This window comes from Vibrio inusitatus (assembly GCA_024346935.1).
Taxonomy (GTDB): domain Bacteria; phylum Pseudomonadota; class Gammaproteobacteria; order Enterobacterales; family Vibrionaceae; genus Vibrio; species Vibrio inusitatus.
In genome coordinates this window covers 415,319-431,762 of sequence record AP024878.1, presented here as the reverse complement: position 1 = coordinate 431,762, position 16,444 = coordinate 415,319, and the positions used below count along the sequence as shown (strand labels likewise).

Genomic DNA, 16,444 nt, shown 5'->3' with positions numbered 1-16,444 from the left:
TTCTATGAATGCAGGTAGTACTGAGTACTTAAGAGCGTACTTTACTCAGGTTATGTGCAACAACTTTATCAATCATAGACGCTAGGGCTAAGTTTTCACTACGACCATGCCCCATCACCCAAGTAAATAGATCTGGGTCATCACACTCTAATAGCGCTACAAAATCCTTCTTTTCTTGGTCAGTCAACTCGTCAAAGCACTCTTCAAAGAAGGGCATAATGACAACATCCAACTCCAACATACCGCGTCGACACGCCCATTTAATACGTGCTTTTTGCTCTGGTGTGTACATGCGTTACCTCAAAAATAAATCATTCCTTTTGTCCGAGTGTACCAGTCCCATTAGATTGTAACTATTAGCTCAATCACAGCTTACTGCTTACATTTAATGATTTGTATGCCTTAGGGTTGAATTTGTATCCTTAGACATACACATTATTAGTGATTACCATATACCCAACGACTTAGCTCAAGGAATCACTATGAGTGCAACATCTTCTGTTTCTTTAAACTTGCCTTCACTCGCATGGACTTTACTTCCTGACTGGCAAGCTATCGCGGTAACCGGTGCAGACAGTAAATCATATCTTCAAGGTCAGGTAACTTGTGATGTAGTCCAGTTGGACGCTGAGCATTCTACTCTGGGTGCCCACTGCGATGCTAAAGGGAAAATATGGAGCTTGTTTCGACTGTTTCATCACAATCAAGGCTACGCCCTCTGGCAGCACAAGTCAGGCATTGAAACCGCCTTACAAGAAATCAAAAAGTACTCGGTTTTCTCTAAGGTAGACCTTGAACTCTCTTCGCAAATCAGTATTGGTGTGCTCGGTGAGCAAGCAGATAGCTTTATCGACTCCATTACTGACGGCAGAGGGGATGTGCGTTCTATAACCTCTGGTAGTGCGATAAAAATTGATTCGCAACGCTGGTTATTACTGCTTGATGAAGGTGAACTCGATAATCTAAAGCAACAATTGCAAGGTGCCGAAGAAATCAGTGCTGATAATTGGGACTATATTGATGTAGTTAGTGGCATTCCTCGTGTTACTCAATCTCAGCAAAATACTCATATTCCTCAAACCTTGAATCTGCAAGTTCTTGGTGGTGTTAGCTTTGAAAAAGGTTGTTACACAGGTCAAGAAACCGTTGCCAGAGCGAAGTATCGTGGGACCAATAAAAAAGTCATGCGCTTACTGCAAGGCTCAGCAAATGAAAACACAGCCTTCACCTTTGAACGTCAAGTCGGTGAAAACTGGCGTGGCGCTGGTGAAGCCATAGCTCAATACCGCAACCAGCAAGGTGAGGCTTTGGCTCTAATTGTTCTTAATAAAGATATTGAGTTTGACACTCAATTTAGATTAGCCGAAGACAGCAATAGCGCTTGGTCTTTGGTTGAGTTGCCCTACGATTTAGAAGAGTAAATGCTAGAAACTGCGGTAACCCGATATTTAAAAAAGAATGGAGTAGGGTTCAGTATGATGCCCCACTCCACTCCAGCTATCTCTATTGAAGATGCAGCCAAGCAGCGGGATATTTCCCCACACATCATGCTAAAAACTGTGTTGCTAAGGGATATGGGCGGGAGACTTTTCTTAGCTTGCGTACCTGGAAATCAACAGGTCGATCCTAAAAAAGTCCGAGCACACTTCAACTGCCGCCGCACAACCTGTGTCAATGCAAACGAGGTGGTTCATATCACTGGTTTTAAGCCAGGCACCTTAACTCCACTCATACTCCCTGAATCGATTACTACGATCTTCGACCACTCTGTTTTGCAGTTATCCGAAATCACCATAAGTAGTGGTAGCGACATGGCAGGACTCATGCTTCGTACAGAAGATATTATTAAGATTTGTCAGCCTCATTTCTCCTACATAACAAAAGCTCATCCCCCCTTGTAAACTCGCTTTCTCGCCAAAAAACTTACACTTAGTTACATCTATAATTCTATTTGTTAGAACTTTTTGCACAATCTTACGGTCTATATGAGTGTAAGTTCATTTTGTAAGCAACAAAGTCAGTACTTAAAGCTATGCAACTTCAAATGAACGCAATTTAAATCTGAGCTGAATCGCAAAACTAGTTAAAAACATCGGACCAGACGTACGTTCTGTTTATTAATCCAGTTGCATCACAATTTCGTAGACATAAATAACATATAATCAGCCTCGCCATGGAGGCAAAGAATAAATAAAAATTAGAAAGGGTTCAGAAATGAGACTGTTTAAGCGTTATGCACCTAGCATGATTGCAAAACACGTAAGTAGACTATTCAAAGGAAGAATATACATTTACGGCGTCGGTAAGTTTGAGTTTGACAATGGGAAGCTAATCCTTCCTCATCACGCTGAAGAGCGTCACTTCAAAGCAGTAAATGAAGTGAACGTCGAAGTGAAAAGACTACGAGCTTGTTACATTTAGTTGGCTAAAACAAAGGAGGCTTTAGCCTCCTTTTTTTATTTTGATTATTCGCTTTCTTATTTGGCTAGTTTGGGAAGATCGCCCTTCAGCCCTAAAGCATGCTTCATTACTTCATTTTTTACACCCGGTAATGTACCGGCAAGGTTCATCCCAACACCACGTAATAATTTTTTCAACGGTTCATCACCGCTAAACAACTCCTTGAAACCTTGCATACTAGAGATCATCTTCACAGCTTCAGTTTTTCTCCAACGCTCAAAATGACGCAAATTGGCGTAATCACCAATATCTTTACCGGTATTCCAGTATTTCTCGATTTCTTGCGCCAAAGTTGCCGCATCAAGAAGCCCAAGATTAACGCCCTGCCCTGCCAGAGGGTGAATCGTATGTGCTGCGTCACCAATCAGAGCCACTCTGTTCTTAGCAAAGTCTCGTGCGTAGCGCATTTTTAAAGGAATGGCCTGTCTCTGGGTACAATGCTTAACCGTACCCAAACGCATATCAAAATCGACCGCTAACTGCTTGCAGAAGGCATCTTCAGACAGTTCCATTAATTGCTGAGCTTTATCTGTAGACTGCGACCAAACAATAGAGCAAAGATTCGACTCATGAAGCGGTAGGAAGGCCAATGGACCCGTTTCGGTAAAGACTTGCCTCGCTATACCATTGTGAGGCTCATCCATTGTCACGTTGGTCACGATGGCTGTGTGGTCATAATCCCACTCAGTCAACGGGAAACCTTGCTGCTCGCGTACCCAAGAGTTAGCTCCATCAGCGGCCACCACAAGCTTGGCGGTCAAGTTCTGGCCGTTATCAAGGGTTAACCAAGCTTCTCTTTCTCCTACCACTAAATTAGTGCATTTGTTGGGTTGCAAGAGAATCACATTTGGCAATTGCTTAACTTGCTCAAGAAGGAAATGCTGGATAATCTGATTTTCAACAATATGACCAAGGTTACTTTCATGCAGTTCTTTCGCCGAGAAGTCTATTTTGGCAAAGGTATCTTTTTCCCATACCTGCATGCCTGAATAGGCTGTACAGCGATGATTAGAAATACGATCCCAAGCACCCAGCCTTGCTAAGATTCTCTCACTGGCCCGACTCAATGCTGAAACGCGAGAAGTGGCTTGTTGGGAAATCTCCGTTGGTTCATTGCTTTCAATAATCGCGATTCGAATATCAGTCTCTTTTAATGCGAGCGCAAGCGTCAATCCGACCATGCCGCCGCCAACAATTACCAAATCTACATTCTTCATCATTCTGTGTTCTACACCAGTCCTAGGCTGCGGTTTTTAACCGGGCCTTGCATGGAGGGGGCTATATCAAAAATAGCGAGCCCTAAATTTCGAGCAACCACCATAGGTAGCCATTCATTTGAAAAGATTCTGACCAAAGAAGAGGTCATAGTGCAAGTTGCTTCACGATCTTGTTCACGAAAGCGCTTAAACTCTGCTAAGCAAGCATACTCACCACAGTCTGTGTATTTAGTGGTGACATCAATGAGTGTTGCCACATCACGAATACCAAGATTAAACCCCTGCCCCGCGATAGGATGAAGCGCTTGAGCAGCATTACCAATAAACGCAACGCGGTGATGAGTCAGACGGTCTCTTTTGTGCAGCATTAAAGGATAACTCGCTAGGCTTCCGACTTTCTTGAAGCGGCCTAATCGCCAGCCAAACTCTTGTTGTAGCTCAGATAAAAATTGCTCTTCATTCCAACATAACGCTTGTTGCAACATAGATTCTGTCATGCACCACACCAGTGACATACGATTGTCTGTCATCGGCAATAACGCAACAGGACCATGAGAAGTAAAACGCTCATAGGCTCTATTGTGATGTGATTTCTCAAGCTCAATATTCGCAATCAATGCATGCTGCTCGAAATCATCTACTGATTTGGATACATTGATAAGCTCTGCGACTTTAGAATTTGCACCATCAGCTGCTACGACAAGCTTTGCACACAGTTTGGTTCCAGAACAAAGAACAACCTCAACACTGTCTTGGTGCTGAATGAGCTCCTCTATTGCATCAGGACAAAAGACATCAATATTAGAATCAAGCTGTAATTTTTCTCGATACACAGCGCCCACATCAGCAAGTTCGACTACCGAACCCAGAAATTCTTTTCCTAACTGATCTGCATCGAATCCTGTTTGTGCAAAGTGACCACGGTCAGACACATCAATAGATTTTATTGAAGTCGCCTTTGGTTGGATTTCATCCCAAAGCCCATAACGACGCAAAAGCTCTACGCTACCCAATGAAAGGGCAATAGCTCTTGAATCAAAGCCTGGATGCTTTGAAGAGTCGGCAACCGCTTCTACTACAGCCACTTTTTTATTCGCGATACTACTCAATGCAAGGGCTAATGTTGCACCACTCATCGCACCGCCAATAACAACTACATCGTACTGCAAAGCAAATTTCCTTATTGTTTCGCGGGGTTAATGAACTGTTTTCGGTTGAGGTTTTGCTGGCTTTGCTCCTAACTCAGCATGAACCGTTAGTGCACAAACTTTAACATGCTCTAGCACCTGCTCGAGCAAAACCGCTTGCTCTTCTAGATCATCCTCTGGATCAACTTCTAATTTTGCGATCTCTAGTAGATCTTGAAGTGCTTCTTTTGTTTGCTCACTGGCTTTATTTATTTGTGCATCAATCAAACCTAGTCCTGATACAAAATGACTTACCCATTCACTCAATGCCCCTGAATAGCTGACGATGTCACTATCTATTGGTAACAAAATACTTAGTTCAAAATTGTCATCAGTCAGCTCCTGTCGAGCAACCTTTAAGATCTGTTCAGCAAGAGCTAAACACGTCATAGGCCAACCCATACCGTCATTGGTGTAGTCAAACAACAGTGCTTGCCATGCTTCACTGTCTTTGGCTAACCCACCACTTAACATACCAATTAGTAGGCCATGCATTTCTGCTGGGGTCACGGCAATGCCCGCTGTTTTAAGTTCATCAGCAACGGATAGGTAATTAGGTAAAGAGGTTTGGCTCATAAGGGAGATATCCTAAAAGGGAGTAGTACTGCTATCTTATCATTTGGTTAAGACTCGATACAGACGCAAAATTGAACTCAGCTCTCCCATTGTTCGTATTAATCACCTATCAGTTATACTAAGAATGTCGAGCAATTGAGCAAATTGCTCTGTTTCTGGCTAGTTAAACACTCTATCTCTCGTACATGAGCGGAAAAGCTTGAATCTTGGTTGGGGTTTTTCTATAGTTTCTTGCCTAAAGGTGCACAGGACGCACAAGGCTTTATTGGAGCGGTAACGAGTTGTCGAGCATGAGCAATCAAGCAGTTGAAGTCGAAATTTTAGGTAAGATTACTCGAGTAAATTGTCCAGCGGGCAAAGAGGATGCTTTACGACAGGCAGCGCAAAATCTTGATCAACGAATCAAGGATATGGCTGAGAAGACTAAAGTCGCTAATACCGAAAAACTTCTAACTATCGCAGCACTTAACGTTTGCTACGAGTTGCTAGAAACAGAGATTTCTTCTGAAATTCAGCATGATATCGAGCAACGCTTAGAACTACTCGATGACAAGCTAGACAAAGCTCTAACTAAAGAGTAACAATACATAGCCAAGTGGATGGCAGAATTAAAATTACCCTGGGGTGTGCGTCAGCTGGATTTATGTCCCTGAGCCGATAAGCAATCCTTAAGGGTTAGTACTTGATGGCTATTGAGCAAGCTCGACTCGTATCGAGAAGCCTACGGTCTTCATTGCTGATCCGCCTTGAACCAGCTGGTTCAAGGGCCAAAATCCGCAACGGCACTCTGGGGTCCCTCATGCAATCACTCTCTACTCGCAGTGACATTCGCAAACACATCCGCACACTTCGAGTGGCGCTTACTAAATCTGAACAGCAGTCTGCTGCCTTTCAATTAGTTGCTCAATTTCATCAACTTCCTGAACTTAATAGCGCTAAAAACGTAGCCCTGTATTTGGCTAATGATGGCGAAATTGACCCATACTTAGTCATACAATGGTGCTGGAAGAATAACATCAATACCTGTATCCCAGTGCTTCACCCTTTTTCTAAAGGGCAACTACTGTTTCTTCGTTTCACCCCTGACACCGAGCTCGCCCCCAACAAATATGGCATTCTTGAGCCAACATTATCGGTGGCAGAAATCGTACCGGTCGCTGAATTAGACATTATCTTTACGCCGCTAGTCGCCTTTGATACTCACGGGCACAGACTGGGAATGGGGGGTGGATATTATGACCGAACTCTAACTCCCTTTATTGATAGCTCGACTCCAAAACCTATCGGTATTGCACACGATTGCCAACAACTCGATACACTACCGAATAAGGATTGGGATGTGCCGTTAGGGAAAATCATTACCCCAAGTAAAACCTGGAGTTGGTAATCCTTCCTTGTTGATTCAAATATTCAATCAATGAGTATATAATCGCGACGACCCCCTTATACCTCTTATCTGGAGAATCAGAATGACCCAAGATGAAATGAAAAAAGAAGCTGGTTGGGCAGCGCTTAATTACGTTGAACCAGACACTATTGTTGGTGTTGGTACGGGCTCTACCGTAAACCACTTTATCGATGCCTTGGGTACCATGAGCGATAAAATTAAAGGGGCCGTATCAAGTTCTGTTGCATCAACTGAGAAACTAGAGCAGTTGGGTATCAAAATATTTGATTGCAATGAAGTTGCCTCTTTAAGTGTCTATGTTGATGGCGCTGACGAAATAAATGCTGATAAAGAGATGATAAAGGGTGGTGGTGCTGCACTGACTCGCGAAAAAATTGTTGCTGCTATCTCAGAAAAATTTGTTTGTATCGTTGACGGTACCAAAGCAGTTGATGTTCTGGGTGAATTCCCTCTTCCGGTCGAAGTTATCCCGATGGCTCGTTCTTATGTGGCGCGTGAACTGGTTAAACTAGGCGGCGACCCTGTCTATCGTGAAGACTGCATCACCGACAACGGTAATGTTATTCTTGATGTGTACAATATGAAGATCACTAACCCTAAGCTACTTGAAGATCAGATTAACGCTCTACCTGGCGTAGTCACCGTAGGCCTATTTGCCCATCGCGGTGCTGATGTTGTAATTACAGGTACGCCAGAAGGCGCGAAAATTGAAGAATAAGATATAGTTTTTAGCTATTAAAGCCTAACTAACTAGCTGATTTTACTATTCAAATAAAAAAGCAGAAGCTCAAAAGAGCCTCTGCTTTTTTTTTATTGTAATTTTCTTACCCAAATTGTTCTTTTTTTGATAATTTAGAGATAGTTCACTTTTAGAAAACGTTTGCTTTTCGAAATTAATTTACCCATACGTTAAGGAATAACCATTATGACCAGAGTCTCTTTACACAAAGATAAGATAAAAATCTTGCTTCTAGAAGGTCTACACCCTTCGTCAGTTGAAGTGTTAGAGGCGGCAGGCTATTCCAACATTGAATACCATAAAGGTTCAATTTCTGAAGAAGAGCTGATAGAAGCGATTAAGGATGTACACTTTGTTGGTATCCGCTCTCGTACTAATCTGAATGAGCGCGTATTAGCGGCAGCAAACAAACTAGTGGCTATTGGTTGTTTCTGTATTGGTACAAACCAAGTCGACCTGAATGCGGCAGCAGTCAAAGGGGTACCGGTATTCAATGCTCCATTTTCAAATACCCGTAGTGTTGCTGAACTAGTATTGGGGCAAATCTTACTGCTAATGCGTGGCATTCCAGAAAAGAATGCCCTTGCTCATCGCGGCATTTGGAAGAAAAGTGCAGATAATTCTTACGAAGCTCGTGGAAAACGTTTGGGCATCATCGGCTACGGTCATATCGGCACCCAGCTAGGTATTATCGCCGAGAACCTTGGCATGCGAGTCTATTTCTATGACATCGAGAATAAGCTTTCTCTAGGTAACGCTACCCAAGTACAAACCATGGCTGAGCTACTTAACAAGTGTGATGTTATCAGTTTGCACGTACCTGAAACCCCCGGAACAAAAGATATGATGAGCGCTAATGAGTTCGCTCTAATGAAGCCTGGCGCTATCTTTATTAATGCTGCACGCGGCACAGTCGTGGATATCCCAGCACTGTGCGACTCACTAGACTCTGGCCACCTTGGCGGCGCTGCTGTGGATGTATTCCCTGTAGAACCTAAAACCAACGCTGACCCATTTGAATCCCCATTAATGCAATTTGACAACGTAATCCTGACTCCACATGTGGGGGGATCAACACAAGAAGCTCAAGAGAATATCGGTGTAGAAGTTGCAGGTAAACTGGCAAAATACTCTGATAACGGTTCAACGCTTTCAAGCGTAAACTTTCCAGAGGTCTCTTTACCACAGCATCAAAGCGCTTCTCGCTTACTCCATATTCATGAAAACCGTCCAGGTGTGCTAACACAAATCAACACCATTTTTGCTAGCGCAGGTATTAACATCGCAGGCCAGTACCTGCAAACGAACGGTGATCTTGGTTATGTGGTTATCGATGTTGAAGCTGAGCGTTCTGAGGAAGCATTGGCGAAACTTAAAGAAATCGACGGTACTATCCGTGCCCGCCTACTTCACTAATTAGTCATTAAGTATAAAAACAAAAAGCCCTTGTTCCGATAATCGTGACAAGGGCTTTCTTTTATCCAGGGAATGTTACTTCAGCTTGTAAACCACCTGTACTCTATCCTTGATCACTATGGTGGCATCCTGATAGCTATTTGAGCGCTCTGACGCATCCATTGCCATGGTTTTAGAAAGCATAGGTCTTGCTTGTGGGGATTGATAATTAACCTGCCACACGCCATCTAAGGCCTTTTCAAAACCTTCAGCGACTGACTTAGCTTTGGCTTGAGCATCTTTAATCGCTTCGCTACGTGCAATTGCCTGATACTTAGAAGGGTCCTTTACGCTCAGTTGTACTTGATCGATACGATTGATGCCGGATTCGAGTGCCACATCAAGTAATTTAGGTAAAGAGACTAATTCCTCTACAGTCACCCTTACTTGCCGAGAGGCTCGATAACCTTTTTGCTCTGGCTTAGCGTTTTTGGGGTAATGCATTTGTGGCATGAGTTGGATGTTACCACTTTGAATATCTTCTCTAGAGAGCCCTGCGCCTTGCAAACTAGCGAGAAACTCATCTACTACTGAATCAACTTGTGATTTCGCTTCCTCTGCACTGTCTTTGATTGCGACTACCTGTACCGAAAATTCCGCCATATCAGGCTCAGCAAGAACTTCTCCATAACCAGTCGTGCTTAGGTGAGGAAAATCGAACGATTGCGCCTGTGCACTAATAGCCCAGATAGACAAAAGTGCACCAAACATCAACTTGACCATTTTCATATTACTCTCCATTTCCTGTTTCTTTTTTGACTATTCAAAACGCAAAAGGTTGCACATTCCTTTGAACGAAAAAGCGCGCCATTAGGCGCGCTTTATAATCTCTCTATATCGATTAAGATTCGACTTTATTGAGATGCACATCCATTTGTGGGAATGGGATCTCGATACCATTTTCATCAAGAGCAATCTTAATGGCTTGAAGTGTATCAAAGTAAACATCCCAGTAATCTTCTGTACGACACCAAGGGCGAACAACAAAGTTTACTGATGAATCTGCCAGCGCTAACACACCAATTTGAATGCCTTTGTCTTTTATTAGACGATCATCTGCCTCAAGTGTTTGGCGAATAACCTGCTCGGTCTTCTTCAAGTCTGCGCTATAAGAAACACCAATAACATGATCCACTCGTCGAGTCGCGTGCCTAGAGTAGTTAGTAATTGGGCTACCGATTACACCACCATTAGGCACAACTACCATTTTATTATCTGGTGTAGTTAAAACTGTTTGGAAGATTTGGATAGAGTCAACAGAACCGGCAACACCACCAATCTCAACGTAGTCGCCTGATTTGAATGGGCGGAATGCAACAATAAGTACACCTGCGGCAAAGTTTGATAGTGAGCCTTGCAGTGCTAGACCAACCGCTAAACCCGCAGCACCAATTACAGCAACTACTGATGCAGTTTGAACACCTAAGCGTCCAAGTGCAGCGATAAGAACAATAACGAATAGTAAGTAGCGAACTAAAGCATGAACAAAATCTACGACCGCTTTATCCATGCGGCGTTTTTCGAGCATCCGGGAAACACTATTAGCTACCATTTTGGTAACGATGTTACCGATAAATAGAATCAGAACCGCTGTAATAATATTCACAGCATAACCAATCAATAAATCAGAGTTATCAGTTAGCCACATATGGGCATCTTGCATCCCTTCGTGAAGGGCATCTACGCTTGGGACTTCTGGTACTTCAGGGGTTTCTTGTGACATTGTAAGTTTCTCTTCCGTAATAAAGTGTTACAACTGAAATGCGACGGCATCATACTTTCATATGTGCATTTTAGGTCAGGTTTCTGTGAAAAATCAGCTTCCTGCAAATTATTAAAATAACACTCAAAAACTATAGTACAGAAGACAAAAAAAACCCGCTATAAAAGCGGGTTTTTCTTAAATTAATTAATAAGTTGCGAGCTTATTACAGAACGTCAACCGCGTTAAGGTCAGCAAATGCTTTCTCAAGACGAGTAACCATTGAAGCTTGACCAGCACGTAGCCATACGCGTGGATCGTAGTACTTCTTGTTTGGTTGGTCTGCACCTTTAGGGTTACCGATTTGACCTTGTAGGTAATCACGGTTTTCAGCTTCGTAATTACGGATGCCGTCCCAAGTAGCCCACTGAGTATCAGTATCGATGTTCATTTTGATAACACCGTAGCCGATAGACTCTTTGATTTCAGCTTCAGAAGAACCAGAACCACCGTGGAATACGAAGTTTAGAGCGTTAGGTGCAATACCGAATTTCTCTGCACAGTATGCTTGAGAGTCACGTAGGATAGTTGGAGTAAGAACAACGTTACCTGCTTGGTAAACACCGTGTACGTTACCGAAAGATGCTGCGATAGTGAAACGAGGGCTGATTGCGCTTAGTTTCTCGTATGCGTAAGCAACGTCTTCAGGAGAAGTGTAAAGCTCAGATGCATCCATGTCAGAGTTATCTACGCCATCTTCTTCACCGCCAGTACAACCCAGTTCAATTTCTAGAGTCATACCCATCTTAGCCATACGCTCTAGGTATTTAGCACAGATTTCGATGTTCTCTTCTAAAGACTCTTCAGAAAGGTCAATCATGTGAGAAGAGAATAGAGGTTTACCCGTTTGAGCGAAGAACTCTTCACCAGCGTCTAGTAGACCGTCAATCCAAGGAAGAAGTTTCTTAGCTGCGTGGTCAGTGTGAAGAATAACTGGCACACCGTAAGATTCAGCTACAGCGTGAACGTATTTAGCACCAGCAACAGCACCAAGGATTTGAGCACCTTGACCTTCTAGTTTCACGCCTTTACCAGCGAAGAAACCAGCACCGCCGTTAGAGAATTGAACAACAACTGGAGCTTTCACTTTAGATGCTGCTTCTAGTACACCATTTACAGAGTCTGTGTTTACAACGTTTACCGCTGGAAGAGCAAATTTGTTTTCTTTTGCTACTTCAAAAACTTTTTGAACGTCGTCGCCAGAGATAACACCTGGTTTTACAAAATCGAAGATCTTAGACATGGAATAAGTCCTATTTTCTGTCGTTTAGTATTAAATTGCACTTTTGCAAAGATTAAAAAACCTTGCTTACAATGCAAAGCATTGCAGCAAAATTAACAAAAAGGCGAGAACAAAGTTCTCGCCTTAAAAAATTACGCTTTTGCGCGCTCTTCTAGCATAGCAACTGCTGGAAGTACTTTACCCTCAACAAACTCAAGGAAAGCACCGCCACCGGTTGAGATGTAAGAGACGTCAGCCTTGATACCGAACTTGTCGATAGCAGCTAGTGTGTCACCGCCACCTGCTACAGAGAAACCTGCAGAGTCAGCGATTGCTTTAGAGATGCCCGCTGTACCCGCTTCGAAGTTCTTGAATTCGAATACGCCTACAGGGCCATTCCAAAGAATAGTTTTTGCGTTAGCAATGATATCAGCAAGTACAGCAGTTGAATCTGGACCAAGGTCAAAGATCATGTCATCGTCTTGAACTTCAGAAACATGCTTGATTTCAGCTTCTGCATTCTCATCAAATGCTTTTGCACATGCAACGTCAGTAGCAACTGGAATTGCACACTCTTTCATTAGCTTCTTCGCAGTATCAACTAGGTCAGCTTCGTATAAAGACTTACCTACGTTGTGGCCTTCAGCAGCGATGAACGTGTTAGCAATACCACCACCAACAACAAGTTGATCAGCGATTTTTGATAGTGACTCAAGAACCGTCAGCTTAGTAGAAACTTTAGAACCACCTACGATTGCAACTAGTGGACGCTCTGGGTTATCCATTGCTTTGCCTAGAGCTTCAAGCTCAGCAGCAAGTAGAGGACCAGCACAAGCAACAGGAGCGTGAGTACCGACACCGTGAGTAGACGCTTGAGCGCGGTGAGCTGTACCAAATGCATCCATAACAAAGATGTCACAAAGAGCAGCATACTTCTTAGATAGCTCTTCTTCGTTTTTCTTCTCGCCTTTGTTGAAACGAACGTTCTCAAGAACAACTAGCTCACCAGCGTTCAACTCAAGACCTTCTAGGTAGTCTTTCGCTAGTTTAACTTCGCAATCTAGAGCATCGTTTAGGTAGTTTACTACTGGCTGTAGTGAGAACTCTTCAGCGTACTCGCCTTCAGTTGGACGACCTAGGTGAGAAGTAACCATTACTTTAGCGCCGGCTTCTAGGCAACGCTTGATAGTAGGAAGAGATGCAAGGATACGAGCATCAGAAGTTACTTTACCGTCTTTTACAGGAACGTTTAGGTCAGCACGGATAAATACACGTTTACCTGCTAGTTCCAGGTCAGTCATCTTGATTACAGACATTGTTAGTCCTCTAAAGTTTAAATATAAAAACTGTCCACTCATCTCGGCGCAGTCGCCAGAACAAGTGTTCGAAATCCATCTAATGTAAGCTTACATTGAGCCATTTATCTAATATTTCAAGAGCTAGAACAAAAAAGCTACGGATTTATTTCGCGCGATGTAATTAATGTGACGCATGCATCGCTAAGGCCGTATCTAGCATCCTATTTGCAAAGCCCCACTCATTATCGCACCACACTAGCATCTTGACTAGTTGGCCATCACTGACACGGGTCTGAGAACCATCAACAATTGCACTGTGGGAGTCATGGTTAAAATCTATAGAAACAAGCGGCGCTTCAGTATAGTCAACTATTGACTGTAATGTACACTGAGATGCTTGCAGGATGGTTTGATTTACGTCATTAACTTTCACATTTGTATCTAAAGTTACACTCAGATCCATCGCCGTAACATTTACTGTGGGAACACGCACAGATATCGCCTCAAACTTGTTTTCAAATTTCGGGAATATTCTTTCAATCCCCTTGTGTAGCTTGGTATCCACAGGAATAATCGATTGACTGGCACTGCGTGTTCGTCTCAGATCTGGATGATAAGCGTCAATGACTTGCTGGTCATTCATCGACGAATGAATCGTAGTAATTGTGCCTCGCTGAATGCCATAAGCATCATCTAGCACCTTGATAATTGGGACAATACAGTTTGTAGTACACGAACCATTTGAGACGACTTTATGTGTAGGTTTAAGCGTCTCGTGGTTAATACCGTAGATAATCGTGTTATCAAGGTCTTGCGAACCTGGGTGAGAAAAAAGAACTTTATCAGCCCCTGCTAAGATATGCTGCTGACCATCAGCTTGCGTACCAAAAACGCCAGTGCAATCTAAAACGATATCAACATCAAGATCACGCCAAGGAAGCAAATCCAGTTCAGCAAGATGTAAGATACGAATCTCATCTTTGGTACCATCAGTATGGTGGATATTCAGGTACTCTTGAGTGTGACTAACTTTATGGAGAAAGCGCCCATGACTCGTATCATATTGAAGGAGATGCGCCATAGCATCTGGTTGCGCCAGTTCATTAACTGCCACCACCTTTATTAAGTCTTGCTTTCCGCTCTCATATACCGCCCGCAACACATTGCGCCCGATACGACCAAATCCATTTATTGCGACTCTTAGCATGGTGTTCCTCCCAGCCAGCTTCATTGTTTTTTATGTCACTGAAGTGTACCAGATCACAATTGGAGAACCATGTACTAATCATAGCAACTTGATTGCTTTGACTAATTCACCCATGCTAGAGAAAGTAAATGAACAAGGATGCTCAAAGTGCGAAGAAGTTGGTTATGGACAAACCGAAAGGATCTCGGTTTTGTCGTTCTGTTTTGGTTTTTTCTCGCCACCGCCTATCTCATTAGTGAATGGCCAAACGTATCTTCCCTACAGTTGGGAGACAACGATAATTTCATGCGCTATGTGCAGTTCACTTCTTGGATAGAATTCGGCAATTGGTATCTGCATCCTATGCCAGATTTCAACCCTCACGACGGTGTCCTCATACATTGGTCGCGTCTCCCTGATATCCCGCTAGCTGTAACAAGCATAATAATGATGCAGTTTGTAGAACCGGCCACTGCTCATGCTGTTACGATGAGCATAATTCCCCTTTTTTATTTTTTGCTCCTAGCTATTTTAGGCTTTGCCTATTGTGAGCATTATTTGGGGAAGGAGCAGAGATTTGTCGCAACCTTATTTATCCTACTATCACCATTAATTACAAAGTTTCTTCCAGGATCCATAGATCATCACAATGTCCAACTTTTATTCGTAGTAGCCTTCTTACTCTTCTCTCCTAACACAAATCAGCAGTTTCAAGAACAATTCAGAGCATATCTACAAGGCCTACTGATAGCTCTATCTCTTTGGACGGGGTTAGAAAATTTCATCCTGTGGGTACTTTACCTTAGTTTATACACCCTGCATGCGATCTGGTTCGACTCATCAAGAGTCTCTCATCTTAAACGACTGTGCTTCACGGTATTTGGGCTTGGTCTAATTTTGATACTGATTAACAGGCCGGCATCTGAGTTTTTCTATCCTAGATACGACGCTATTTCTCTACCCTTTATTCTCTGTTTTTTGGGAGGAGGAGTGTTTCTCTTCATTTACGAAAAGAGTTTTGTAGAGATACTAAACCCGATAAAGCGAACTCTCTCCATAGCTCTAATCGCTCTACCTATCTTCGGTATTATTACTCTGCTCTATCCTGAGCTACTAAAGGGAGCCTACGCTGACTATCCTTTACAATTACAAGAGTTTTGGTTAAATAATGTAAGCGAAGCTAAATCGATGTTTGAATGGATAAAAAAAGACGGCTTTTTTTCTTTAGAAAATTACTTCTTCTACTTTATTCCGGCTCTTTGCTACCCCTTAATGAAGAAAAAAAACACAAACCTAAGCCTACTTTACTTCCTTCTAGTTCTGAATCTTATCATCGCTTTTATATGGCAGATAAGAGCAATTAACCTCTGCTTTATAATAAGCGCACCTTTGCATTCTTATGTGATCTATCAATACTTCTCCACAGCAAAAAATGAAGTAATTAAGGCTATAACCTTAATCATAACGACACCTTTAGTAATTCTGTTACTTATTACCTATTTGTTCCATAAACCTAGTAATTCAGTCAACAAAGAGATTATAAACAAAAATATTTCACTCACTAAATTATTTAATGAATACAGAATCAACAATAATGTAGTTCTTACTGGAATAGAAAGTGGTGCTAAAACTTTAGCTATTAGTAACAACAAAATAATAGCAGCACCGTATCACAGAAACATCACTGCCAATACTTTAATGATTAACATATTCATAGAGGAAGATATGGGTGAAGCTTTAAAAAAAATAAAAACAGGACAAGTGGAGTACATTCTAATAAATAATGACTCTCAACTAAAGTTACTATTTAACTCAGCGACAAACAAGTCATTAATTAGACGCCTTGAAATTAACAACCCACCATCATGGCTAAAGTTGATTAACTCAACTGATAGCGAGAACATGCTTTACAAAGTAGATTATGAATAACATTA

17 protein-coding genes and 1 other RNA gene are annotated in these 16,444 nt (G+C 42.4%); 9 read left to right on the top strand and 9 right to left on the bottom strand.

Annotated features, from left to right (window positions below):
• Positions 1 to 28 precede the first annotated feature (28 nt).
• A complete protein-coding gene (locus OCU48_RS02075) occupies positions 29 to 292 on the bottom strand; it encodes an FAD assembly factor SdhE (protein WP_141346849.1) in 264 nt (87 codons plus the stop codon).
• Positions 293 to 482: 190 nt separating this feature from the next.
• Here OCU48_RS02075 and ygfZ point away from each other — a divergent pair, with 190 nt between their 5' ends.
• The 3 genes from ygfZ to OCU48_RS02060 all read left to right on the top strand — a co-directional run bounded on the left by ygfZ (position 483) and on the right by OCU48_RS02060 (position 2,421).
• Positions 483 to 1,421: a tRNA-modifying protein YgfZ gene (gene ygfZ / locus OCU48_RS02070; RefSeq protein ID WP_141346850.1), complete on the top strand. Its 939-nt coding sequence runs from the start codon at positions 483 to 485 to the stop codon at positions 1,419 to 1,421.
• Complete coding sequence (locus OCU48_RS02065; protein ID WP_141346851.1) at positions 1,422 to 1,901, top strand: aminoacyl-tRNA deacylase; 480 nt, start codon at positions 1,422 to 1,424, stop codon at positions 1,899 to 1,901.
• Positions 1,902 to 2,214: 313 nt separating this feature from the next.
• Entirely contained in the window at positions 2,215 to 2,421 is a 207-nt protein-coding gene (locus OCU48_RS02060; protein WP_141346852.1) for a DUF1107 domain-containing protein, read from the top strand.
• 56 nt (positions 2,422 to 2,477) lie between these two features.
• On the opposite strand, the gene OCU48_RS02055 is transcribed toward OCU48_RS02060, so the two are convergent.
• From OCU48_RS02055 to OCU48_RS02045, 3 genes are read right to left on the bottom strand one after another with little or no spacing between them, the layout of a single operon-like run.
• Positions 2,478 to 3,680 (bottom strand): FAD-dependent 2-octaprenylphenol hydroxylase, encoded by a 1,203-nt coding sequence (locus OCU48_RS02055; RefSeq protein WP_141346853.1) that lies wholly within the window; start codon positions 3,678 to 3,680, stop codon positions 2,478 to 2,480.
• Positions 3,681 to 3,688: 8 nt separating this feature from the next.
• Positions 3,689 to 4,846 carry a 2-octaprenyl-6-methoxyphenyl hydroxylase gene (gene ubiH / locus OCU48_RS02050; protein WP_141346854.1) on the bottom strand — a complete coding sequence of 386 codons (1,158 nt, stop codon included), beginning with the start codon at positions 4,844 to 4,846 and terminating at the stop codon, positions 3,689 to 3,691.
• A gap of 27 nt (positions 4,847 to 4,873) precedes the next feature.
• Entirely contained in the window at positions 4,874 to 5,440 is a 567-nt protein-coding gene (locus tag OCU48_RS02045) for a YecA/YgfB family protein (protein ID WP_141346855.1), read from the bottom strand.
• A 290-nt stretch (positions 5,441 to 5,730) separates the two neighbouring features.
• Between OCU48_RS02045 and zapA the strand changes: the two genes are divergently transcribed.
• The 5 genes from zapA to serA all read left to right on the top strand — a co-directional run bounded on the left by zapA (position 5,731) and on the right by serA (position 9,003).
• Positions 5,731 to 6,021 (top strand): cell division protein ZapA, encoded by a 291-nt coding sequence (gene zapA, locus OCU48_RS02040; RefSeq protein WP_141346856.1) that lies wholly within the window; start codon positions 5,731 to 5,733, stop codon positions 6,019 to 6,021.
• Between the two features lie 32 nt (positions 6,022 to 6,053).
• Positions 6,054 to 6,238: non-coding RNA, 6S RNA (gene ssrS / locus OCU48_RS02035), on the top strand.
• 1 nt (position 6,239) lies between these two features.
• On the top strand, positions 6,240 to 6,827 hold the full coding sequence (locus OCU48_RS02030; protein ID WP_141346857.1) for a 5-formyltetrahydrofolate cyclo-ligase: 588 nt from the start codon (positions 6,240 to 6,242) through the stop codon (positions 6,825 to 6,827).
• A gap of 82 nt (positions 6,828 to 6,909) precedes the next feature.
• Positions 6,910 to 7,566, top strand: a complete 657-nt coding sequence (rpiA, locus tag OCU48_RS02025; protein ID WP_141346858.1) for a ribose-5-phosphate isomerase RpiA — start codon at positions 6,910 to 6,912, stop codon at positions 7,564 to 7,566.
• A 207-nt stretch (positions 7,567 to 7,773) separates the two neighbouring features.
• Positions 7,774 to 9,003 (top strand): phosphoglycerate dehydrogenase, encoded by a 1,230-nt coding sequence (gene serA / locus OCU48_RS02020; protein ID WP_141346859.1) that lies wholly within the window; start codon positions 7,774 to 7,776, stop codon positions 9,001 to 9,003.
• Between the two features lie 75 nt (positions 9,004 to 9,078).
• Here the strand turns inward: serA and OCU48_RS02015 are convergent, their stop codons facing one another.
• From OCU48_RS02015 to epd, 5 genes are all read right to left on the bottom strand, one after another.
• Positions 9,079 to 9,771, bottom strand: a complete 693-nt coding sequence (locus OCU48_RS02015) for an oxidative stress defense protein (RefSeq protein WP_141346860.1) — start codon at positions 9,769 to 9,771, stop codon at positions 9,079 to 9,081.
• A 112-nt stretch (positions 9,772 to 9,883) separates the two neighbouring features.
• Positions 9,884 to 10,705, bottom strand: coding sequence for a small-conductance mechanosensitive channel MscS (gene mscS / locus OCU48_RS02010; RefSeq protein WP_141346896.1), 822 nt, complete (start codon positions 10,703 to 10,705; stop codon positions 9,884 to 9,886).
• A gap of 265 nt (positions 10,706 to 10,970) precedes the next feature.
• The gene (gene fbaA, locus OCU48_RS02005) at positions 10,971 to 12,047 is read right to left on the bottom strand and encodes a class II fructose-bisphosphate aldolase (RefSeq protein WP_141346861.1); all 1,077 of its coding nucleotides are present in this window, start codon (positions 12,045 to 12,047) and stop codon (positions 10,971 to 10,973) included.
• A 131-nt stretch (positions 12,048 to 12,178) separates the two neighbouring features.
• Positions 12,179 to 13,342, bottom strand: a complete 1,164-nt coding sequence (locus tag OCU48_RS02000) for a phosphoglycerate kinase (protein ID WP_141346862.1) — start codon at positions 13,340 to 13,342, stop codon at positions 12,179 to 12,181.
• 163 nt (positions 13,343 to 13,505) lie between these two features.
• Positions 13,506 to 14,531 carry an erythrose-4-phosphate dehydrogenase gene (epd, locus tag OCU48_RS01995; RefSeq protein ID WP_141346863.1) on the bottom strand — a complete coding sequence of 342 codons (1,026 nt, stop codon included), beginning with the start codon at positions 14,529 to 14,531 and terminating at the stop codon, positions 13,506 to 13,508.
• 147 nt (positions 14,532 to 14,678) lie between these two features.
• Here epd and OCU48_RS01990 point away from each other — a divergent pair, with 147 nt between their 5' ends.
• On the top strand, positions 14,679 to 16,439 hold the full coding sequence (locus OCU48_RS01990) for a hypothetical protein (protein ID WP_141346864.1): 1,761 nt from the start codon (positions 14,679 to 14,681) through the stop codon (positions 16,437 to 16,439).
• The last annotated feature ends 5 nt before the right edge of the window (positions 16,440 to 16,444 follow it).